Source organism: Curtobacterium sp. 179-B 9B NHS, assembly GCF_045370965.1.
In the GTDB taxonomy this organism is placed as follows: Bacteria; Actinomycetota; Actinomycetes; order Actinomycetales; family Microbacteriaceae; genus Curtobacterium.
The window spans coordinates 102,646-122,100 of sequence record NZ_JBIQDQ010000007.1; the positions used below are offsets into that span (position 1 = coordinate 102,646).

Here is a 19,455-nt window from a genome sequence, read left to right on the forward strand (position 1 = left end):
GCGAGCAACGATAGGGAGCATGCGGGCCCGGAAAACCGCCGTGCACGTGCGTGATCCCGCACGTGCGCCGCAAGGAACGCGGGACCGGGTCGGTCAGCGTCGGGACAGCGCCACGGCGGTCGCCAGCGCCAGCCCCCGTTCGTGTGACAACGACACCGCGACCGGTCCGCAGCCGACCGCCGCGGCGAGCTCGGCGGCGCGGCCGGAGAGCTCGACGACCGGGGCGCCGGCGGCGTCCAGCACCACCGCGACGTCCGTCGGGGGGACCGCGTCGCCCGGCGCGGGTCGCAGCAGCTTCAGCACGGCCTCCTTGCCGGCGAAGCGGGCGGCCAGACGCTCGGGGTCGTCACCGCAGTCGGCGCGCTCGCGGTCGGTGAACACCCGCGACAGGTAGCGCTCGCCGTGTGCGGCGATGCCCGCGACGACGTCCTCGACCGCCGCGAGGTCGGTACCGGTCCGGATCGTCGTCACGGGTGCAGCGTACGGCTCGCAGCCACGCGGTGGCACCACGTCGTCGCCGCGTGGCCGCGAGCCGCCCCCGATCCCGGAGCCGACCCCCGTCAGCGGTACTGCGGCGGCCAGTCGAACGGCGCCGGCAGGTGCGGCACCTCGCCGATCGTGGTGACGACGAGCACGACCTCGCGACGGTTCGTCAACGCGATCGACCGCGGGTTGCCGAGGTACCGGTGTCCGTCGACCCAGGTCGTCAGCTCCCCGTGCAGCCCGCCGACGTGCCCCGCGCCGAGCGAGACGTCCCACTCGTCGAAGAACTGCCCGAGTGTGAACGTCTGCCGGGTCGGCGACTCGACGTGCAGGATGCCGGAGGTGTCGTGGGTGTGGAGCTCGGCGGCGAACCGCTCCCGCGACGAGTGCCCGACGTCGCCCGGGACCGTCACCGGTGTCGAGCCGTCCAGGATCGTCAGGTGCGTGTGCACGTGCTCGGCGAGCGGTTCGCCCCAGACGTTCCGCAGGCCCGCCGCTTCGGCGCGCGTCTGCAGGTCGGTCGGTGCCGGCCAGGGAGGCGCGGTGCGGGTCGTCCCCGCCGCCGGCGCCGTGCAGAGGGCGAGCAGGAGGACGGCCACCGCCGCGACGAGCGTGACGACGACGCTCCGGGGCGCCGTCCGCGCACCGCCCGTCCGCGGGGCCCGGCCGGTTCGCGTGCCGGGCCGGCGGCTCACCACCGGTCGTGCACGGTGGCGCGGAACCACCGGTCGTAGAGCTCGTGCACCGTGCTGTCGAGGGCGCCGAGGTCGAGCGCGCCGCCGTCGACCAGGTCCGGTGCTCCGGCGTTCGAGCGGGCCTGCTCGGGGTTCCTGGCGCCCGGGATGGCGGCGGTGACGCCGTCCTGCGCGACGATCCACGCGAGCGCCGCCTGCGGGACCGAGATGCCCTCGGGCAGCGCCGCCGCGAACGCCCGGGCGGCCTGCACGCCGTCCGCGAAGTCGACGCCGCTGAACGTCTCGCCCTGGTCGAAGGCCTCGCCGTGACGGTTGTAGTTGCGGTGGTCGCCCTCGCTGAACGTGGTCTCGGTCGTGTACTTCCCGGAGAGCAGTCCCGATGCCAACGGCACGCGCGCGAGGATCCCGACCCCTGCCTCCCGTGCGGCCGGCAGCACGCGGTCCAGCGGCTTGAGCCGGAACGCGTTGAGGATGACCTGCACGCTCGCGACGTGCGGGCGGGCGATCGCGGTGAGCGCCTGGTCCGCGGTCTCGACGGAGACGCCGTACGCGGCGACCGACCCGTCGGCGACGAGGGCGTCGAGGGCGTCGTACACGGCGTCGTCCTCGAAGACCGCGGTCGGCGGGCAGTGCAGCTGCACGAGGTCGAGGGTGTCCTGCCGGAGGTTGCGCCGGGAGCGGTCGACCCACTCGCGGAAGTTGGCCGCGACGTAGTTCGCGGGGACCTGGTCGGCGCGTCGACCCATCTTGGTCGTCACGGTGAGCGGCACGTCGGGGTTGGCCTGTCGCCATGCCCCGATGAGCTGCTCGCTGCGACCGTCGCCGTACACGTCGGCGGTGTCGAAGAGGGTGACGCCGGACTCGACCGAGGCGTCCATCACGGCGGCGGCGTCCTGCTCGCTGACGGGACCCCAGTCACCGCCGAACTGCCAGGTGCCGAGGCCGACGACGGACACGGAGCGGCCGGTGCGGCCGAGGGTGCGACTCTGCATGCGGACGAGCGTAGTCACGGCAGCCGCGGACGTCCCGTGACGGTCCCCGGGGCGCAGGGCCGGCTCAGGACTCGGTCGGTCGGGACTCCGTCGGGTACGGCTCGGTCCCGACCCCGCGACGGAGCAGTGCCCGTGCTGCGCGGGCGCGGGGGACGACCCAGAGCGCGGACCACGCGCCGATCCCGACCCAGAGCGCGACGAGCAACCCCGTCAGGAGCGGGCCGTGCTGGTCCGCCATCGAGAGCGTCATCGCGGTCCAGAGCACGCAGAGGACGATCTTGCCCCAGCCGGCGCCCTCGCGGTCGGCCTGCGCCTGCAGCGCCGGGACCCACTCGTCGGCCGTGACCCCCGGTGGCACGCGCTGTTCCGCGACCCATCGCTGCACGGCCGCCGATCGCTCGTAGCCGCCGGCGGCTCGCCAGGCCCGCAGCTGCGTCCGGACGCCGATGGCCGCACCGGCGATCCCCGCGGGCACACCGACCCCGACGAGCAGCGCCGTCGTGGTCGTGAGCCAGGACGACGCGACGAGCACCGCGAGCACCACGCCGAAGGCCGCGCCGGCCACGGCGCTGCCGAGGAGCCGCAGCCGCCCGGACTCGTCCACCACACCGACACCGTCCACGAGGACGACGCTACCCGCGACCGACGACCGTCCGCTGCGAGCGCGCGGGGTGCCCGGTGGGGCATGATCGACCGGTGTCCTCCCTGAACCCGACCGCCGTGTACCGCGCCGCCCGTGACGAACTGCTCGCGGTCCTCGACGAGCACGACACCGAGCGTGCCGAGGCCGCCCGACGTGCGTTCCGCTGGCCCGACCTCGGCCGGACCTTCAACTGGGCGACCGACTGGTTCGACGTGGTCGCCCGCGGCAACGACCGCGTGGCGCTGTGGATCGTCGACGAGGACGGCGGCTCGCGCACGACGTACGCCGAGATGGCCGCCCGCTCCGACCGGCTCGCGGTCCGCCTGGACCGGCTCGGGGTCCGGAAGGGCGACCACGTGCTCCTGATGCTCGGCAACCAGCTCGAGCTGTGGGAGACGATGCTGGCGGTGATGAAGCTCGGCGCGGTCATCCTGCCGACCTCGACCATGCTCGACACCGTCGACCTGCAGGACCGCATCGACCGCGGCGGCGTCGCGCACGTCGTCACGAACCACGGGGAGACGCCGAAGTTCGACCGGGTGACGGGTGCTCCGTCGCGCATCGTGGTCGGGGGAGCGGTCGAAGGCTGGACGTCCTACCCGGACGACCTCGGTACCCCGGCGCCGGCGGACGAGGTGCGGCCCGTGGTCACCACGAGCACCGACGACCCCTGCCTGGTGTACTTCACGTCGGGCACCACCTCGCGGCCGAAGATGGTCGTGCACACGCAGGCGTCGTACCCGGTCGGCCACCTCAGCACGATGCACTGGCTCGGACTCCGGCCCGGCGACGTGCACCTGGCCATCAGTTCACCCGGGTGGGGCAAGCACGCCTGGAGCTGCTTCTTCGCGCCGTGGATCGCCGAGGCGACCGTCTTCGTGTACGACACGCCGCGCTTCGACCCGGCCGGGCTCCTCGCGCAGCTCGACGAGGCCGGCGTCGACACGTTCTGCGCGCCGCCGACGGCCTGGCGGATGCTCCTGCAGTCCGACCTCGGACCGAGGCCGCGCGCGCTGCGCGAGGTGGTGTCCGCGGGCGAGCCGCTCAACCCCGAGGTGATCGCCCGTGTCCAGGCGGCCTGGGGCCTGACGATCCGCGACGGCTACGGCCAGACCGAGACGACGGCGATCATCGGCAACGTGCCCGGTGGGGCGGTGACACCCGGGGCGATGGGTCGTCCGCTGCCCGGGGTGGCCGTGACGCTGCTCGACCCGCTGTCCGGGCGCGTCGGGGACGAGGGCGAGGTCTGCCTCGACCTGACCGAGCGGCCGACGAACCTGATGGCCGGGTACCTCGGCGACCCGGAGCGCACCGCCGACGCGATGCGGGACGGCTTCTTCCACACCGGCGACATCGCGGTCCGCGACGCGGACGGGCAGTTGACCTTCATCGGCCGGACCGACGACGTCTTCAAGTCCTCCGACTACAAGGTGTCGCCGTTCGAGGTCGAGAGCGCCCTGCTGCAGCACGACGCCGTGGCCGAGAGCGCCGTCGTCCCCGCACCGGACGACGCACGGCTGAACGTCGTGAAGGCCTACGTCACGCTCGCGGCCGGGTGGGAGCCGACGGCCGAGACCGCTCGTGCGGTGCTCGAGCACGCACGGGTCGCGCTCCCGGCGTACGCCCGGGTCCGCCGGGTCGAGTTCGGGCAGCTGCCGAAGACGATCTCGGGCAAGATCCGACGGGTCGAGCTCCGCGAGCGCGAGGAGTCCGCGGCGTCGGGCGGTGTGTCGGTCGAGGGGGAGTGGCGGGACGACCAGTTCCCGGAGCTCCGTTCGGTGGGACGGGCTCAGGCGACGCGGAAGAAGTCGCCGTAGGTCGGCTCGGGCGGGACGTCGCCGTGCGTGCGGTGGTGCACGAGGGCGTCGATCTCGTCGGGGTGCCGCAGGCCGCGGCGGTGCCACTCGTGGGGGTGGCGCTGGAGTTCGCGGAGGTCGTTCGCGGTGCGCACCGTGCTCACGCCCCGAGGGTGACGACGGTGACGGCAGCGGTGGCGACGGTCACGGCGACGATGCCGAGGCTGGTCGCCAGGGTGGCGAGGACCCGTCCACGGGCTGCCTCCCGGACCTCGGAGAACTGCGAGTGCGTCGCGTCGATGGTGCTCATGGCCGGCCCTTCCCGTGCTGTGGCTCGCCGCCGATCGGCGACTGGGGCCAGCTTGCTCCGATTTCTCTAGTTTGTCTAACTACCGAAGTGGATGCGTACGCATATCGGCCATCGCACCCGGGCGGGCGGCGCCGTCGGCCTCGTCCGCGGGTGAGTCGGCGCCCATCGCGTCGATCACCTCGGCGAAGAACGCCTGCATCTCGACCACCGTCTGCGGCGACAGCCGGTCCGCCGCGGCGATCATCCGGGCGTGCACGTCGGTGAGTTCGGACCGGACCTCGTCGTCGCTGTGCACGGTCGCGACCAGCAGGGCGCCGCGGCCGTCCGCCGGGTCCGGCCGGCGCTCGGCGTGCCCGCTGGCGACGAGTCGCTTGACGACGGCCGTGGTCGACGCCGACGTGATCCCGAGGTGCGCGGTCAGGTCGCCCGGCCGCACCGCGCGGCCCTGCTCCGCGGCGCGCAGCAGGAAGCGGACCGCCTCCATGTCGGTCGCGTTCATCCCCATCGACCGGCGCTTGCGCTCCCGCATCGCGACCTCGGCGGCGCGGTAGCGCCGCATCGCGGTGAGCAGTTCGACACCGGTCCTCGCCGGCCGGTCCGGGTACCAGTACCCGGACGTCCCGTGCGTGCCGTCCTCGGTCATCGCAGCCTCCTCACCTCGTCCGCCCGACAGTACCGAGCCGGTCCGGGCGCGCGGGGAGCAGCGGGGTACGTGACGAGGGTCGGCGACCCACGACACCGGTCTCGAGCGGACCACCCGGCGGACGGGAGGCGCGAGGCGGGTCGGCTGCGGGCCTCCCGTCCGGCACGCACCGGCTCACTGCCGCGGAGCGGCTCGTCCCGCAGCGGTCTCGTCCCGACGCGCGGACGAGGACCGGGTGCGGCGGCCGATCCGTGACCCGAACACAGACCGGCCGCCCGTGCCGTGGTGCCTGACCCGCACCACGACGTCTCGATTGAACACGATCCTGCTGTGAGCGCAAGCCCACAGCCGCTGCGCGCAGTGCGTGCAGCCGACGTCCAGACACGCGGTCGCCGGGGCGCGCCGGAGATCGCGCGTCCGGACCGAGGAGGCCCGAGCGCCGTAGGCTCCGTGAGGAGAACTCGTCACGGGAGACGGAAGGCCGGCATGACCAGCACCACCACCAGCAGCCACCCCGCACCCGGCGCCGCACACGGCGCCCGGACGACCCAGGCCACCGCCTCCGTCGCCGCGATCCTCGCTGAGTCCGCGGCGCGGTTCCCGGACGACGTCGCGGTCGTCGTGGGGGACCAGCGGACCACGTACGCCGAGCTGTGGCAGCAGACCCTCGCCTACGCCGGCGGCCTCCGCGCGCGCGGTGTGCGTGAGGGCGACCGCGTCGCGATGCTCGTGCCGAACGTCGCCGACTTCCCGCGCGTCTACTACGCCGTCCTCGCGCTCGGCGCGGTGGTCGTGCCGGTGCACGCGCTGCTCAAGCGCGGGGAGATCGAGTTCGTGCTCCGCGACAGCGACGCCCGACTGCTCGTCTGCGCAGCCCCCCTGCTCGGCGAGGGTGGCGCCGGGGCGGCAGCCGCCGGCGTCGACGTGCTCAGCGTGCTCGCCCCGGCGGACGCCGAGGGAGCTCCGGACCGACTCGAGACCGTCGCCGCGACGAGCGAACCGCTCGACACCTACGTCCCGCGCCACCCGTTCGACACCGCCACGATCCTGTTCACGAGCGGGACGACCGGGAAGCCCAAGGGCGCCGAGGGCTCCCACTTCGCCCTGCTCGAACAGGTCAACACGTGCCTGCTCACGACCTTCGACATGCGTCGGGGTGACGTCCTGCTCGGTGCGCTGCCGCTCTTCCACACCTTCGGGCAGACCTGCACCATGAACACCGGGTTCCGCGCCGGCGCGACGATCGTCATGCTGCCGAGGTTCGACGGCGACGCCGCACTCGCGGCCATGGTCGAGCACGACACGGCGATCTTCATGGGCGTCCCGACGATGTACATCGCGCTGCTCGACGCCGCGACCCGGTCCGAGGCCCGACCGCACCTGCGGTACGCGATCTCCGGCGGGGCATCGCTGCCGCTCGCCGTGCTCGAACGGTTCCAGCAGGTGTTCGACGCGCCGGTCCACGAGGGGTACGGGCTCACCGAGACCTCGCCGGTGGCGTCGTTCAACCACGTCGGGGCCACCCCGCGCCCGGGCACCATCGGGACGCCGATCTGGGGTGTCGACATCGAGATCGCCGACCCCGAGGTCACGGACCGCACCGTCCTGCTGCCGCGCGGCGAGATCGGCGAGCTGGTGATCCGCGGCCACAACCTGATGAACGGCTACCTGAACCGACCCGAGGCCACGGCCGAGGCGATCGTCGACGGGTGGTTCCGCACGGGCGACCTCGGGCGGAAGGACGACGACGGGTACCTCACCATCGTCGACCGCACGAAGGACATGATCATCCGCAACGGCTACAACGTGTACCCCCGGCAGGTGGAGGAGGTCCTCGCCGCCCACCCGGACGTCACGATGGCCGCCGTGTTCGGGATCCCGCACGAGGTGCACGGGCAGGAGGTCGCCGCGGCGGTCGTGCTCCGTCAGGGCGCCGAGGTGACCTCGGAGGAGCTGATCCGCTTCGTCGCCGACGAGATCGCCGTGTACAAGTACCCGCGGGTCGTGCACGTGGTGGACGCCCTGCCCCTGGGGCCGAGCGGGAAGGTGCTCAAGCGGGAGCTCGTCGAGCGGTTCGGCTGAGCGCCCCGCGGCGGGGTCGTCGGTCCGGAGCGCGGCTCGCGCTCCGGACCGGTCGCGATCGTGCTCGCGGCCGACCGTCGCCGACGTCAGCGGGCGCGTGGACCGGGCGCCGCCCGGCGGCGGCGTTGCTCGTCAGCCGTGGCCACGACGAGGAACACCGCCCCGATCACCGCAGGACCGTGGACAGGGTGTTCCCACCGAGCGTCTAGGATCGACTCCAGGGGCCTTTAGCTCAGCTGGTAGAGCGCCACGTTTACACCGTGGATGTCGTCGGTTCGATCCCGGCAGGGCCCACCAGAAAAACCCAGTTCAGGCCCCACCATGCGGAAATAATGTGTGGCCGACGGGAGGAGAATCCGGGCAGCTGCCGGTGAGCTGCCGGTGTCTAACCTGGGAGCTGGGGGATTGAGGTGTGCGCGCCGCGGTTGACGCTGGGAGAAGCATGCACGCCGCTCGGCCCGCTTGAAGTGGTGCCTGAGATTGTGCCGCGATCGTGCCCTCCAATGACTGCACGCTGATGGCCTCTTCGCAGCGACGCTGTGCCAAGCCAGGGGTAGCGAAGAGTCGCCGAACTTGGAGTGTAAGTCGGGCGAGTACGTCGACAATCGAGTTCCATGACGGTGAGCCGCGTCATACAGGCGGTCTACTGGCTAGACCTTGGTCCAATCCCGGCCCTATCGAATTTCACCGTGCAAGCCGCGCTAAGGTCAGGTTCGACAGATGATGCATCGGAGCGGCGCCCCTTGCGTTGACCCTACAACCTCCAGAATCTAGGCATGCTCTCCCTCGTTCTCTCCATCTATGCGGCTTTGGTTGCGACCTTCGCGCTGCTGTTCAACTACTTCAAAGAGCCAGTGCCGCTTATGCACGTGATCCGTAACGATGTGTCGGCCGAGTACGGAAAGCCCTACTGGTCGCTGTATTTCCGTAACCTCGGGGCAGGGTCAGCGCGGCACGTCAAGGTACGAACTCGACAGGGCAAGGCCCGATGGACGCCCTGGACGAGCCTCGCTCCGGTCTTGGATGCCAAGAGTGAGGTCGGCCACAGGGTGCCACTTACTGAAGAGGAGTACGCCGCGTTAGCGTCGGAGCCAGCTCGTTCGTCTTGGCGAGTGCAGTTCCGCTGGACGCAAGGCCCCGTCTCCTTCGTTGGCCAGCGCCGGCTCACTGTTCGTCCCGACCACTACTGGACTCGTGAACAGTCAGACGCTTGGGGTTAGCTGCTGACCGCTGGCTTCTTCCTGCCGTGCCTGTCGGGACCGTGAACGGCGGCGTCCAATCTTGGCTCGCCAAAAACTGATCTAGTGGCAGTGTCATCGCCTTTACCATCTCGGGATGTTCGTGAATGTCTTTGATTCGGTGACCGATCATGTAAAGCGTCGGCACCTTGGTATCAGGCCAAGCGATGTCGCGACGCACTGCCACGAGAAGATCAGCCATGAGTCGCATCGTCACCAAGTTCGGCGGATTCAAGTTGGCTGAAGTGCGCCACCGGTAAAATGTCTCGATCACTTCGTCCGAACCCCAAACCGTCACGAAGCCCTGAAAGTTCGTAATGACGTCTTCCATACCGGCCAGAGCGGCCGCGCTCCGATTCGGAGTGAGAAGGTCGTTTAGCGTTGTGAGGAAGGGCTGATACAGCTCGAACTTTTTCTGCGCTGTGCGCTCCTCAAGCGCTCTAAGACGTGCAGCCTCCGCCTCTGCGTGTTGCGCTCTGCCCGCGGCCCGCGACGCCAGAATGCTGGAGATCACGGCGACGGCGACGGGGACGGCAAGGGTGACGATTTGCAGCCATAGAGGAAGTGTCATGCGTGGGAGTCTTGCATCGACCGCCGTCGATCGGCATCACGACCGCGCCGTCCGGGGCGCCGGTAGGCCTCTGGTCGATCAGGTCAGCAGCAGGTTTGCCATCGCGCTGTCTTCCCCAGTGAAGAAGAGCCTCTAGGTCCACCGAACACCCCTCAAAGCAAGCACCCTCAGTCCAGTGGCTGAGGGTGCTTGTATTGAGGGGACTTACGAAAAGATCGGGCATGCTCGAGGATCTACGCGTACCTGTCGTTAGTCGCCGTCCGGATCAGCGCCTACGACCTCACCTACGACGTGCAGTAACAGCAGCGGCAACTCCAAAACCGAGGCCAGCTAGACCGACCAGCATTCCTCCGTTGTAAATCAATCCTGCAGCGAAGTTAACGCCCCCACCGGGAGGACTCAGTATGGTCCATACAGAGCCGATTGCAGTTGCAACGAAACCGACCGCAAGAAGAACGATTGCAGCAACGACTACCCCTGGCATTCTCATCAGTTATTACGTCCGTTTCCCTTATAGAAGGCCCAGCCAGCGCCACGAACAGCGGTGTAGTAGCCACCAGCGACACCAGCACAAGAGTTTCGCGTAGCACCCTTGGGGTAAGCCTTGTTGCAAGCATACGTAAGGTTACCGAGGAACGCGACGTCGCAGGTCAGGCGGTTAATCTTCTTCTTATTGCCATAGCAGATGTCGTGGGCGTCGCAAGCGGGCCTGAACTTCGCCTTACCCCACGTGTCGGGCGAATAGCTACAACCGTTGGGTGCAGCGAAAGTGGTCATCTCCCCACTCGCGGTCGGCTCGGGGTCGGTGGCGTCAGGAACGTCCTCCCCCTCGTTCGCGACTCGGAACGACCAATCTGCGGTCTGAATATCGCCTCGTTCGTCCCATGCGGTGGCAGCCGAAACTTTCGCCTTCCATGAGTAGGAGTGCCCTCGGGGAAGGTCGTAAAGGCCGAGCGGGACGTTACCAGTAGTGGTCGCCTGCGTGACGCCGGTTGTCAGGTCGCGGAGCTCATAAGCGATCGCAGCATCGCCAGGTAGGAGCCCTGACTGGGGAAGCGGGTAAAGGGAAACCACTTCCGGGTTCACCACTGCCCCGTTCGCAAGACTTGGCTGTAATGCCTCGTTCTGCCACTGACCAACCCCAAATTCGTAGGCCACGGAGGGCGCCAACCCCGTGCTGCTGGACAGTTCTGCACGCAGCTTCACTAGCCCAGACAAGGGTGGAGTCGTGAAGGTGAACGAGGACGTCGTAGTGTCATTCAGTGAATAAGACTCGAGCGGAAGGTCGTTCAGGTACACGTCGACCGTTTGCCCAGCCTCGACTGCAGCAGGCGCGCTTACAGTGCAAGACGCCGCAATATCATCGCTTCCCGTGGTAGCGGTCCATGTTCCAGCCCCGAACGGAGCGGCGCAAGTCAGACGAGGGGCTTGAGGATTGCTGTACCAGCCTTGGACGTCGAAAACGTAGTCGGTCGGGTCAGCGACACTGTTGATTGCGACCTTGCCGTTCGCGCCGAGCGGTACCGTAATGGTGTTCGTGCGGATCGTAGTCTCGTCGAAATTGATCGACGTCGTGTTCGGGCGGGTTGTGCCGTCTGCCCACACCGTCGCATTGCCGGCACCAGCGGTCGACTTCAGCGAGGTGAGCGAGAGGACAACGGCCTTGATACCAGAGCCCATGACGGGGACGCCTGCTTTGCCGGCGATCTGGATGGAACGGGTTTCGTTCTTTCCCATGACTGTGTTGCCGCTGGAGCGGGTGTCGTACGCACGGCCAGCACCGGGAGTGAAGACGGCGCCTCCCTTCCCAGCGGCGGTGAAGTAACCCTGGGTGTCGACGACGAGGTCGGTGGTGCTGTTGTTGTTGTAGATGGTGATCTTGCCGTCAGCGGAGAGCTTGACCTGCGCCTGCATCGAGGTCGGCACGTTGCCGGCGTAGTTGAAGGAGTTCGACGGACGGGTGTCGCCCGTGGCGTACGGGGTGAGGTACCCGACGGAGGCGGTGCGGTTGACGGCGATCATGTTGATGATCGCGCCGGAAGCACCCTTCGGGATGCCGCCGCGTCCGGAGACCTGCAGGTCGACACGCTCGCCGGCGCCGATGGTCTGCTGTGGGAAGCCGAGCCCGGAGCGGGTGTCAGCGATGCGCGAGCCGTTCAGCGGGACGAAGCCGCCGGCGGCAGTACCGTCGTCGCTGGCGGTGTAGTAGCCCTGCACGTCGAGGATGAGCCGGATGCTGGTCTCGGCCTGCACCTGAATCGTGCCGTCGGGATTCACCGCGAGGACAGCGGAGAACGAGGTGTTTTGCTCGCTCTCACCACCGTAGATACCCATGAGCGTCGTCTTCGCGGCTGCGTTCGGGCGCCCGTAGAGGATGCCCTGATGCGAGATGCTCGCCGCGGTCGCAACGACGGATACAGCTCCAACGGAACCGTCGTCCGGGACGCCGTTCTTGCCGGTCACCTGGACGGTGCGCCAGCCCTTGGCAGGCATCGGGGTGTCGAAGCCGCCGATGTTTCTCCCCGTGTCGAGGAAGCGTCCGGTTGCCGGGACGAATACGCCGCCGGTTCCGGTGTCGTTGAGGGCTTGCGCTGGCGTTGCGACCAGCAGCGAGCCAAGGATTGCGAGCGCGCTCAGGGTTGCGGCAGCGATGCTGCGCTTCCTCTGGCGCGGCCTGTGCAGCAGCGTGCGCACGAGACCCCCTAGGTCAGCTGACAGCACGGGTTGCCGTCAGTTCGCGAAGGCTAGAAGAAGTCTGAATACCGGCACAGGTCCCCCGAAGAGGGGCTCGCCAGAAAAATCCCAGTTCAGAGGTAATAGTTCCGGAATGGGCTGAGCGTTCTCTCAGTCTATGTCAACCTGCGAGCTGATGATCCCAGCCAGTCGGCTAGCGCCAAATGGCTAGCGCCGAACAGCTGTCCAGTTGGAGCTCTGGGCTGATCGAACGCAAGAGAGGGTGGGGCATTCTCACGCAAGTCAGCGTGAACAGCCACAACGCCGCGACGCGCCGGGGGGCCGCAGGGTCCGTTTTGGGTCCTAAAACGATGCGCAGGAAGGGCACATCAAGGGCGTAGCGACGCGAACGCTACGATGCTCCACACCAGCCAGAACCGCGGAACGACGCGGATCAAGGGCACAAGGACGCGCACCATCGCAAGGCCTGACCCGGTACCAGTGGGTTCCAGATTCAAGACCCACGAGCCCGCAAGGAGTGACGACCCATCGTGTCCGGGTCACAGCCGGCGGGTTCGACAACATTGATGTTGAAGTAAGCGCCGAAGCCGATGCCGGCGATCGAGCCTCTCTTCCACGCGAGACCTAGGCTCTTCTCATGATCAACGCCGCATACGCGCTGTACGACATCTTCCTTGAGTGGCGCGAGGCGGCCGCAGCCGGCGTGGTCGCAAATGACGCCCGAGGCTGGAACGCTGACCCGATGGTTGCGACTACAAAGATGCTCGAGACCAGCGCTCTGCTCACGGCTATCGATCGTGCGCTCAGCGAGATGGAGGCGGACGGTCTCAACGTCTACGTCTCGAGGGAGTCGTTCCCGCAATGGGGCCGCATGGCGGCCAATGCGGGGACCACTTGGGGTCAGCAGTCCGACCCTGGCGCGGCATTCCCTTCAGCAGCGATGGGGCAGCTGCAGATGCTGGGCACCCTCATTGAAGCGACCAAGGGGAGGATCGCGCCGGGCGGACTCGACCGGCTCAGTGCCGTCGTCGACGAAGCGATTGGCCTCCTTGAGGAAGACCAGACCATCAGCGCGGAGCTTCGCTACTACTTGGTGAAGCTGGTGCGCGAGATTCGCGATGCGATGGAGGATGAGACGCTCGCTGGGGGCTTCGACTATGCGAGCGCTGCTGAGCGGCTCTGGGTTGCCATGCAGGCTGCAGCCGGACAGGCGGACGAGGAGCGTAGTCCCCGATGGCGGGACGCCGCGGCCAAGCTGATTGTCCCTGCGGTCACGGGTGCCATCACACACGCGGCCACTCTCGGCTATGACGGTGTCGCAGCGGCGCTCGGACAGCTCGGCCAGTAGTTCCGAGGTGGGCGCCTGTCGTCTCGGCCGGAAGCATCAGCAGCTGCTCGGCGGCGGACCTTTACGTGCACGGCGCGACACACGTTAGCGGTTTGCCGCGGGGGGGGGGGGGTACGCCGTGCTCGCGCCGCCTGCCGAGCGTCGCCAGGCAGCCGCCGTTTCATTGGGCGGCGATATCGGCGGCCGAGGCGGTAGCGGTGCGTGTCGTCGGCGTAGGGGAGGCCGGCGCCACGGCGGGGAACTCGAGGACGACCGGCACAAGCTGCCGGTGTGCTGCCGGTGACCACGCGCAGCCGGGTGCTTTTGTTCGCAGTTGTCCGCAAGCTACTTCCGCGCCATCACTGGGAAGCGCTGCGTATCGCTGCGGACGTTTGCGCGGTCCGCCACGTTTACACCGTGGATGTCGTCGGTTCGATCCCGGCAGGGCCCACGCAGTCGCTCAGCGACGCGCGCGCAGGGTCTCGCTCGGCAGCTCCCCGAACCGCTTCGCGTAGGCGGAGGAGAACCGCCCGGCGTGTGCGAACCCCCACCGTCGTGCGGTGTCCGCCACGGTCGTCTCGCCCACCGAGTGGTACCGGAGCTCCGTCCGGATCCGGTCGAAGCGGATCCCGCGGAGCATCGAGTTCGGTGACATCCCGACCTGCCGCTGGAAGCCCTGCTGGAGCCCGCGGACACTGAGCCCGACGTGTTCGGCGACGTCGGTCGTGGTGATCGGGACGTCGGCGTTGGCGTGCATGTACTCGATCGCCTGCTGCACCCGGCCCCGTGCGCCGACGGGCACCGGCGCGGCCGGCGCGAGGGTCGTGTGCGGGAAGGTCCGGAGCATCGCCAGCGCGGTGCGCCGGGTGGCCTCGGCCATCGCGAGCGGGGACAGCGGCGTGGCACCGAGGACGACCTGCGCGGAGGCCCGCAGCTCGGCGTTCCACGTCCGGACGTCCTCCCGTCGGGGCAGCGCGGCGTGGTCGAACACGAGCGGCGCCGGCTCCGTGCCGTGCAGCTCGGCGGCGGTGCGCTCGAGCGTGCGGCGGTCGAACTGCACCACGTTCTGCCGGACGTCGGCGAGGTCGAAGCGGTACGGGCGCTCGCTCGGGAACACGATCGGGCGTCCGGGCGCGAGCGCCACCTCGTCGCGGTCGATGTCCAGCAGTCCGCCGCCGTCGCTGACCCACGTCACGAAGTAGTGGCTCGTCGCGTCGACCTCGCCGGCCATCCGACCGTCGAAGCGCTTCGAGTCCAGCGACATCCCCTCGCCACCGACCGATCGGAACCGGTAGCCGAAGTCCCGCTCGGTCCGCTCGGGCAGGAACCCGGCGGCACCGTACGCCGACTCGAACACCGCTCGGGCCGCGTCGAGGTCGTCGCCGGACGCCTCGACGACGTGACGGACGTCGGGTTCGGCGGTGGTCATGATCCGATGCTGACACGTCCGGCTGAGCCTCGCGCGCGCGTCGTGGTCAGGACAGCGCCTCGAGCGGGTTCTGCGCGAGCTTCCGGACGACACCGCCGTCGACCAGGCGCCGCGCTGCGGTGTCGGGCTTGCGAGCGGCCTGGTCGGCGACGCACGCGCCGAACTCCGCAGCCAGCGAGCCGCGGGGGTGCCGTGCGAGCACCTCGCGCAGGTACGACTCCGGCAGCAGCTCGGCCCCCGCACCGGAGACGTCGAGCCCGGTCGCGCGTTCGAGCAGGTGCCCCTCGAGGTCGAGGAGGACGTCGACGTCCGGCCAGTTGTGCCGCACGATCACGTCGAGCACGCGCTGCTGCCGCTCGACGGCCCAACCCGCCCCGGTCGTCAGGGCGACGGCGACGTGCCCACCGGCGTGCTCGTAGGACACCGTGTGGTTGTCGAACTCGGTCACGGTGCCGATGTCGTGCAGGACGGCCGCGACCCACAGCAGTTCGTGGTCGACGCCGTCGAGCCCGTCGAGCGCCGCGAAGCCCGCTGCCCAGTACCAGGACCGGACGGCGTGCGCCGTGATCGCCGTCGACTGGTAGCGCGTGGCGAGCGACGCAGCCGCTCGGGCGGCCGGGGTCTCCGGGACGGGGAAGTCGTCGATGCGCACCCCCGGATCATGGCATGCTCACCGCTCGGACCGGTGACGCGGCGGACGGGAGGCACGGTGCCGGCCGGCCACGTGCCTCCGGACCGGCGCGGCGTCGGACGCGCGACGTGGCGCTGATCCGCCACGCGCCTCCCGTCCGGTGCGCTGCCGGCCCTGCCGGTGGGGCCGAGGTCCCAGGACAACAGCTGGTGCTCGCCGACCACGAGCGTGTACGGTCCCGGCGCGTCGGTACGACTTTACGGGTGGGGGAGTTCCGAGCGGAAGCGCTCAGACATCGCTCGTCGGCAGCGCGGTCGCGTCCGACGGCCCGCCCTCGGGAGGCGTCACGGCCGCGTCGACCGGGTCCTCGACCAGCCGGACGGTCACGCTGATGAGGTCCGCCGTCGCGGCCGTGTCGGCGTCGAGCAGGTCGCGGACCCGTTCACCCACCGCGCGGAGGGTGTCCGCGGCGGGACGGCCGCCGTCGACGCTGATGCCGGTGACGACGTGCACGCGACCGCCGCGTCGGTCCACGTCGACCAGGACGTCGGGGTCGTGCAGACGGAGCGGTACGGGCACCACCGCGTCGACCACGGTCTCGGCCGCGGCGGCGACGGGGCGGGGCGGGTAGACCCCGGTGACCCCGGGGACGTGTCGGATGCCGGCCGTCACCGTGCGTGAGATCGCTTCGTCGTCCATGGTCGCGCTCCTCGCTGCTGGTGGGTCGTCTCGCCGCCGGTCGGGCAGGTCGTGGTCAGGCGGTGGTCGTCAGGGCAGGTAGACGTCGTCGAAGTGGACGTCGACGGCCTCGACGCGCAGCTCGGTGTGCCGTTCGACGGCCTCGGCGACGGTGACCCGCAGGCGCTCGGCAGTCTCCAGGGCCGACCCGCCGTACACGAGCCCGGCAGTCACGTCGATGCTGACCGCGGCTCCGGGCTCCTCCACGTCGCCCCGCAGCACGCAGCGGCCCATCACGACGCCGCCCATCGTGTCACCGGCGCGGCGCACGAGTCCGCGCACGGCCGCCTCGGTGACCGCCAGGCGCAGGCGCGGATCGGGGTGGGCGACCGGGACGTCGCGACCGGGCCGCACCTCGGCGCGGATCGCCCCGAGCAAGCGGTCGACCCAGGCGGTCTCCCGGTCGGGCTCGGCACCGGCGCGCTGCTCGAGCGCGCCGAGCGAGAGCTCGCGCAGGCGCTGCATGTTCGTCATCGCGAGTCGGCAGACCGCCGAGCCCTCGATGGACGGGTCGATCGGGTCCCGACCGCGGTCGAGGTAGTCCGCGATCTCCTCGATCGTGTGGCCGTCGAGGTCGTCGTCGGGCAGGGGGAGGTCGTCGGTCGTCATCGCCATCCCTCCATCTCCGCGGCGAGGAACCGTCGCGCCCGGGCGAGCAGGCCCCGCACGGTCGACGTCGGGAGCTCGAGTTCCTCGGCGATCTGCTGGTAGCTGTACCCGGCGGTCTCCCGGAGCAGCCAGCACCGACGCTGGTCGATCGGCATCCGGTCCAGTGCAGCCCACATCGCGTCGAGCTGCATGCGCGTCTCGACGGTACGCTCCGGGGCCTGCGACGGGTCGGCCGCCTCGTCGTGGTCGTCCAGGTCGTCGTGGTGACGTCGACGCCGGAGACGGTCGAGGGCCCGGCGGGTGACGATCTGCATGATCCAGGGGCGGAACCGCTCGGCGTCCTCGAGGTCCGCGAGCTTCCGCCACCCCGTCAGGAAGGCCTCCTGCACGACGTCGTCGGACTCGACGTTGGAGCCGAGCACCTGCTCCGCGTAGACGCGCATCAGCGGTCCGTGCCGGCGGGCGAGCACCTCGAAGGCCAGCACGTCGCCGTCGGCCGCGCGGGCGACGAGCGTCGCGTCGGATGCGTGCTGCAGCGCGGTGCCGTCGCTCATCCCCGCCTTCCGTCCGACTCGGGCTGCCGGTCGGTGGACCGGTCTCCACCGAGCATGCACCGGCAGCGTGGAGAGTGCCCGCGTGGTGTCGGGTGCGTCAGTTCGTGACGGATCCGCTGCTCGTGACGTCCCACTGGTGAGATGCACGACGACACCACCACGACCCCCCTGCCCGCTGTCGAACCGGAGCCGACCGACGACGCGACCACGGACCCGCTCGGCGACAGGACGCCGCAGCGTCCGCTCCGCCACGAAGCGCCGCAGCGGCCCGTCGCCGGCGCGGTGCGCACGGCACGGACGCTCTGCATGAGCGTGTTCGACCGGTGGCGGTGCGGGCTGGAGGACGGGCACGGGGGACTGCACACCGCGACCGAGGTCGGGGCCACCACGTCCTGGAACGACGCCGTCGCCGGCCGCATGCTCCGGGAGCTCTGAGCTGAGGAACGCACGACGCTCACTCGGCGGAGAAGAAGTCGCGGTACGCGGGGTCGGCCGGGACGTTCTCCAGCAGCCGGGTGTGGACGAGGGACGCGATCTCGTCCGGGTGACGCAGCCCACGCCGGTGCCACTCGCCCGGTTCCTCGTGCAGGTCGGAGAGTCTCGATCGCACCCGTTGCACCTCCCGCGTCGTCCCGCCGGCCGTCCTCGCCGGCGGGTCTGCGCGAGCGGGGTGCCGCCCGGTCGGACGGCTCCGTCCACACTGCACGCGCTCCGGGGCACCCGGCGGGTCCGGTCGTGTTCCGGACGCGGACGCTCGGACCATCCGGTTCGCGCGCTCGTGCTGCGTCCCGTGGCGCGCGCTCAGCTCCGCGGTACCGGGCGCAACCGCGGCACCCAGCACCGGACGGCTGCGGCGTAGCGGCGGAATTCATCACCGAACCGCTGCTCCAGGTCGCGCTCCTCGAGCGGGCGCACGACGCAGTTCCACACGACGGAGCCCGCGACCGCGTAGACGAGCACCGTCCAGGACGCCGCGACGAGCCCCACCGCAGCGCCCTGGGTCAGCCCGGCGAGGGCCATCGGGTTCCGCACCACCCGGTAGGGGCCGGCGACCACGAGCCGGTTGGGCATCGCCGACGGCAACGGGGTCCCGCCGCCACGCGTCGACATCGACACTGCCGAGGCGAGGCCGAGCAGGCTCGCCAGCACGAAGACGACGAGACCGGTCCCGCTGACCACCTGCACGACGGCGTCGGGCAGCGGGGGACGGAGCCGCCACCGGGTCTCGGCGGCGGCGATCAGCAGCGGGAGGACGCCGAGGAAGAGCCCCCAGAACACGACGATCTGCACCGCGGTCCCGAGGAGGTGCCGGACGGGTCCCGCGTCCGGGTCGGCGGTCCGGAAGCGCAGCGGACCCAACGTGACGAGTTCGGTCGGCACCCGCCCGAGCAGCACGTGGCACAGCGCGAGGACGGAGCCGACGGTCGCTGCGGTCATCGCGACGACACCCCAGCCCGCCTCACGGGTGACCGTCGCCCAGGCGGCCGTCCCGAGCAGCACGAGCACCGTCCACCCCGTGGCGACGACGGCGGACCAGCGGAGGCCCGCGGCGGCCAGTGCCGAGGCGACGACGAAGAGCGGGACGTCGAGTGCGGCGACCGGCACGGGGTCGAGCGAGCCGAGCGTCGCGGTCCGGACGATCGGCACGGTGGGGACCAGCAGCCACCAGACGGCGCCGCCCGACGCCTGCAGCGCGAACCACCACCGACCCCACGACACAGCTGCAACCTAGCAGCGCCGCGCCGACGTGACGGCGTCTCGCCGTGACCGGCGGCGTCCGGCGTGACCACGAACGGACGGGAGGCGCGGTGCCAGCCGGCACCGCGCCTCCCGTCCGTCAGCGCGCAGCGAACGCGCTCAGCGCTGTCCGTTGATCTGGCCGAGCCAGCGTCCGAACGTCTGCTCCTGCTGGTCGTCGTGCAGGGCGTGCAGGGTGCTGGTCGGCAGGCAGTGACGCTCGGTGTCGACGCTGTTCCCCTTGTGGAGGTCGAGGCTCATGGTGTGCTCCTTCGCGTGGTGT

The 19,455-nt window shown here is 70.1% G+C and carries 21 protein-coding genes and 2 tRNA genes; 6 read left to right on the forward strand and 17 right to left on the reverse strand.

Translation table 11 applies throughout. The annotated features are described in order from the left end of the window. Window positions 1–93 precede the first annotated feature (93 nt). The 4 genes from ACH0A8_RS08445 to ACH0A8_RS08460 all read right to left on the reverse strand — a co-directional run bounded on the left by ACH0A8_RS08445 (window position 94) and on the right by ACH0A8_RS08460 (window position 2,792). Window positions 94–471 carry a holo-ACP synthase gene (locus tag ACH0A8_RS08445; protein WP_081984813.1) on the reverse strand — a complete coding sequence of 126 codons (378 nt, stop codon included), beginning with the start codon at window positions 469–471 and terminating at the stop codon, window positions 94–96. Window positions 472–560: 89 nt separating this feature from the next. After that, complete coding sequence (locus ACH0A8_RS08450; protein ID WP_326496140.1) at window positions 561–1,082, reverse strand: hypothetical protein; 522 nt, start codon at window positions 1,080–1,082, stop codon at window positions 561–563. A 92-nt stretch (window positions 1,083–1,174) separates the two neighbouring features. After that, entirely contained in the window at window positions 1,175–2,170 is a 996-nt protein-coding gene (locus ACH0A8_RS08455) for an aldo/keto reductase (RefSeq protein ID WP_209682957.1), read from the reverse strand. 64 nt (window positions 2,171–2,234) lie between these two features. After that, a complete protein-coding gene (locus ACH0A8_RS08460) occupies window positions 2,235–2,792 on the reverse strand; it encodes a hypothetical protein (RefSeq protein WP_406906979.1) in 558 nt (185 codons plus the stop codon). Between the two features lie 74 nt (window positions 2,793–2,866). Here ACH0A8_RS08460 and ACH0A8_RS08465 point away from each other — a divergent pair, with 74 nt between their 5' ends. Next, window positions 2,867–4,630 (forward strand): AMP-binding protein, encoded by a 1,764-nt coding sequence (locus tag ACH0A8_RS08465; RefSeq protein ID WP_406906980.1) that lies wholly within the window; start codon window positions 2,867–2,869, stop codon window positions 4,628–4,630. On the opposite strand, the gene ACH0A8_RS08470 is transcribed toward ACH0A8_RS08465, so the two are convergent. The 3 genes from ACH0A8_RS08470 to ACH0A8_RS08480 all read right to left on the reverse strand — a co-directional run bounded on the left by ACH0A8_RS08470 (window position 4,603) and on the right by ACH0A8_RS08480 (window position 5,562). Then, entirely contained in the window at window positions 4,603–4,773 is a 171-nt protein-coding gene (locus tag ACH0A8_RS08470) for a hypothetical protein (RefSeq protein WP_158407745.1), read from the reverse strand. The two genes, ACH0A8_RS08465 and ACH0A8_RS08470, sit on opposite strands and share 28 nt — an antisense overlap. After that, window positions 4,770–4,919, reverse strand: a complete 150-nt coding sequence (locus ACH0A8_RS08475; protein WP_158407746.1) for a hypothetical protein — start codon at window positions 4,917–4,919, stop codon at window positions 4,770–4,772. Before ACH0A8_RS08475 ends, ACH0A8_RS08470 begins: the two co-directional genes overlap by 4 nt. A gap of 79 nt (window positions 4,920–4,998) precedes the next feature. Continuing rightward, window positions 4,999–5,562, reverse strand: coding sequence for a MarR family winged helix-turn-helix transcriptional regulator (locus ACH0A8_RS08480; protein WP_066653947.1), 564 nt, complete (start codon window positions 5,560–5,562; stop codon window positions 4,999–5,001). Between the two features lie 486 nt (window positions 5,563–6,048). Here ACH0A8_RS08480 and ACH0A8_RS08485 point away from each other — a divergent pair, with 486 nt between their 5' ends. Next, window positions 6,049–7,644 (forward strand): long-chain-fatty-acid--CoA ligase, encoded by a 1,596-nt coding sequence (locus ACH0A8_RS08485; protein ID WP_406906981.1) that lies wholly within the window; start codon window positions 6,049–6,051, stop codon window positions 7,642–7,644. Between the two features lie 221 nt (window positions 7,645–7,865). Next, a tRNA-Val gene (locus ACH0A8_RS08490) sits at window positions 7,866–7,941 on the forward strand. 867 nt (window positions 7,942–8,808) lie between these two features. Here the strand turns inward: ACH0A8_RS08490 and ACH0A8_RS08495 are convergent. Together ACH0A8_RS08495 and ACH0A8_RS08500 are read right to left on the reverse strand one after the other, a co-directional pair. After that, the gene (locus ACH0A8_RS08495) at window positions 8,809–9,453 is read right to left on the reverse strand and encodes a hypothetical protein (RefSeq protein WP_144411285.1); all 645 of its coding nucleotides are present in this window, start codon (window positions 9,451–9,453) and stop codon (window positions 8,809–8,811) included. A gap of 489 nt (window positions 9,454–9,942) precedes the next feature. Continuing rightward, window positions 9,943–12,147 carry a phospholipase A2 gene (locus ACH0A8_RS08500; RefSeq protein ID WP_066653949.1) on the reverse strand — a complete coding sequence of 735 codons (2,205 nt, stop codon included), beginning with the start codon at window positions 12,145–12,147 and terminating at the stop codon, window positions 9,943–9,945. Between the two features lie 637 nt (window positions 12,148–12,784). Between ACH0A8_RS08500 and ACH0A8_RS08505 the strand changes: the two genes are divergently transcribed. Continuing rightward, the gene (locus tag ACH0A8_RS08505) at window positions 12,785–13,495 is read left to right on the forward strand and encodes a hypothetical protein (RefSeq protein WP_066653951.1); all 711 of its coding nucleotides are present in this window, start codon (window positions 12,785–12,787) and stop codon (window positions 13,493–13,495) included. Window positions 13,496–13,838: 343 nt separating this feature from the next. Next, window positions 13,839–13,925, forward strand: a tRNA-Val gene (locus ACH0A8_RS08510). A 9-nt stretch (window positions 13,926–13,934) separates the two neighbouring features. Here the strand turns inward: ACH0A8_RS08510 and ACH0A8_RS08515 are convergent. The 5 genes from ACH0A8_RS08515 to ACH0A8_RS08535 all read right to left on the reverse strand — a co-directional run bounded on the left by ACH0A8_RS08515 (window position 13,935) and on the right by ACH0A8_RS08535 (window position 17,435). Continuing rightward, on the reverse strand, window positions 13,935–14,903 hold the full coding sequence (locus ACH0A8_RS08515; protein ID WP_066653953.1) for an AraC family transcriptional regulator: 969 nt from the start codon (window positions 14,901–14,903) through the stop codon (window positions 13,935–13,937). A gap of 46 nt (window positions 14,904–14,949) precedes the next feature. Then, window positions 14,950–15,555, reverse strand: a complete 606-nt coding sequence (locus tag ACH0A8_RS08520; RefSeq protein ID WP_066653955.1) for an HD domain-containing protein — start codon at window positions 15,553–15,555, stop codon at window positions 14,950–14,952. Between the two features lie 267 nt (window positions 15,556–15,822). Beyond that, complete coding sequence (locus tag ACH0A8_RS08525) at window positions 15,823–16,233, reverse strand: hypothetical protein (protein WP_311205328.1); 411 nt, start codon at window positions 16,231–16,233, stop codon at window positions 15,823–15,825. Window positions 16,234–16,302: 69 nt separating this feature from the next. Beyond that, window positions 16,303–16,881: an Asp23/Gls24 family envelope stress response protein gene (locus ACH0A8_RS08530; RefSeq protein ID WP_209682929.1), complete on the reverse strand. Its 579-nt coding sequence runs from the start codon at window positions 16,879–16,881 to the stop codon at window positions 16,303–16,305. Further along, on the reverse strand, window positions 16,878–17,435 hold the full coding sequence (locus ACH0A8_RS08535) for an RNA polymerase sigma factor (RefSeq protein ID WP_066653961.1): 558 nt from the start codon (window positions 17,433–17,435) through the stop codon (window positions 16,878–16,880). The genes ACH0A8_RS08530 and ACH0A8_RS08535 overlap by 4 nt, the downstream gene beginning before the upstream one ends. 141 nt (window positions 17,436–17,576) lie before the next feature. Between ACH0A8_RS08535 and ACH0A8_RS08540 the strand changes: the two genes are divergently transcribed. Then, window positions 17,577–17,870 (forward strand): hypothetical protein, encoded by a 294-nt coding sequence (locus ACH0A8_RS08540; protein WP_406906982.1) that lies wholly within the window; start codon window positions 17,577–17,579, stop codon window positions 17,868–17,870. A gap of 19 nt (window positions 17,871–17,889) precedes the next feature. Here the strand turns inward: ACH0A8_RS08540 and ACH0A8_RS08545 are convergent, their stop codons facing one another. From ACH0A8_RS08545 to ACH0A8_RS08555, 3 genes are all read right to left on the reverse strand, one after another. Next, a complete protein-coding gene (locus ACH0A8_RS08545) occupies window positions 17,890–18,045 on the reverse strand; it encodes a hypothetical protein (protein ID WP_158407747.1) in 156 nt (51 codons plus the stop codon). Between the two features lie 191 nt (window positions 18,046–18,236). Beyond that, window positions 18,237–19,154, reverse strand: coding sequence for a methyltransferase family protein (locus ACH0A8_RS08550; protein WP_406906983.1), 918 nt, complete (start codon window positions 19,152–19,154; stop codon window positions 18,237–18,239). A gap of 138 nt (window positions 19,155–19,292) precedes the next feature. Beyond that, complete coding sequence (locus tag ACH0A8_RS08555; RefSeq protein WP_406906984.1) at window positions 19,293–19,433, reverse strand: hypothetical protein; 141 nt, start codon at window positions 19,431–19,433, stop codon at window positions 19,293–19,295. Window positions 19,434–19,455 lie beyond the last annotated feature (22 nt).

Excerpts from the sequence above, each read along its gene's own strand:
- ACH0A8_RS08495 (WP_144411285.1), bottom strand. The coding sequence starts at position 9,453 with ATGACACTTCCTCTATGGCTGCAAATCGTCACCCTTGCCGTCCCCGTC.
- ACH0A8_RS08505 (WP_066653951.1), top strand. The coding sequence starts at position 12,785 with ATGATCAACGCCGCATACGCGCTGTACGACATCTTCCTTGAGTGGCGC.
- ACH0A8_RS08540 (WP_406906982.1), top strand. The coding sequence starts at position 17,577 with ATGCACGACGACACCACCACGACCCCCCTGCCCGCTGTCGAACCGGAG.
- ACH0A8_RS08475 (WP_158407746.1), bottom strand. The coding sequence starts at position 4,919 with ATGAGCACCATCGACGCGACGCACTCGCAGTTCTCCGAGGTCCGGGAG.
- ACH0A8_RS08455 (WP_209682957.1), bottom strand. The coding sequence starts at position 2,170 with ATGCAGAGTCGCACCCTCGGCCGCACCGGCCGCTCCGTGTCCGTCGTC.
- ACH0A8_RS08525 (WP_311205328.1), bottom strand. The coding sequence starts at position 16,233 with ATGGACGACGAAGCGATCTCACGCACGGTGACGGCCGGCATCCGACAC.
- ACH0A8_RS08555 (WP_406906984.1), bottom strand. The coding sequence starts at position 19,433 with ATGAGCCTCGACCTCCACAAGGGGAACAGCGTCGACACCGAGCGTCAC.
- ACH0A8_RS08515 (WP_066653953.1), bottom strand. The coding sequence starts at position 14,903 with ATGACCACCGCCGAACCCGACGTCCGTCACGTCGTCGAGGCGTCCGGC.
- ACH0A8_RS08480 (WP_066653947.1), bottom strand. The coding sequence starts at position 5,562 with ATGACCGAGGACGGCACGCACGGGACGTCCGGGTACTGGTACCCGGAC.
- ACH0A8_RS08530 (WP_209682929.1), bottom strand. The coding sequence starts at position 16,881 with ATGACGACCGACGACCTCCCCCTGCCCGACGACGACCTCGACGGCCAC.
- ACH0A8_RS08485 (WP_406906981.1), top strand. The coding sequence starts at position 6,049 with ATGACCAGCACCACCACCAGCAGCCACCCCGCACCCGGCGCCGCACAC.
- ACH0A8_RS08535 (WP_066653961.1), bottom strand. The coding sequence starts at position 17,435 with ATGAGCGACGGCACCGCGCTGCAGCACGCATCCGACGCGACGCTCGTC.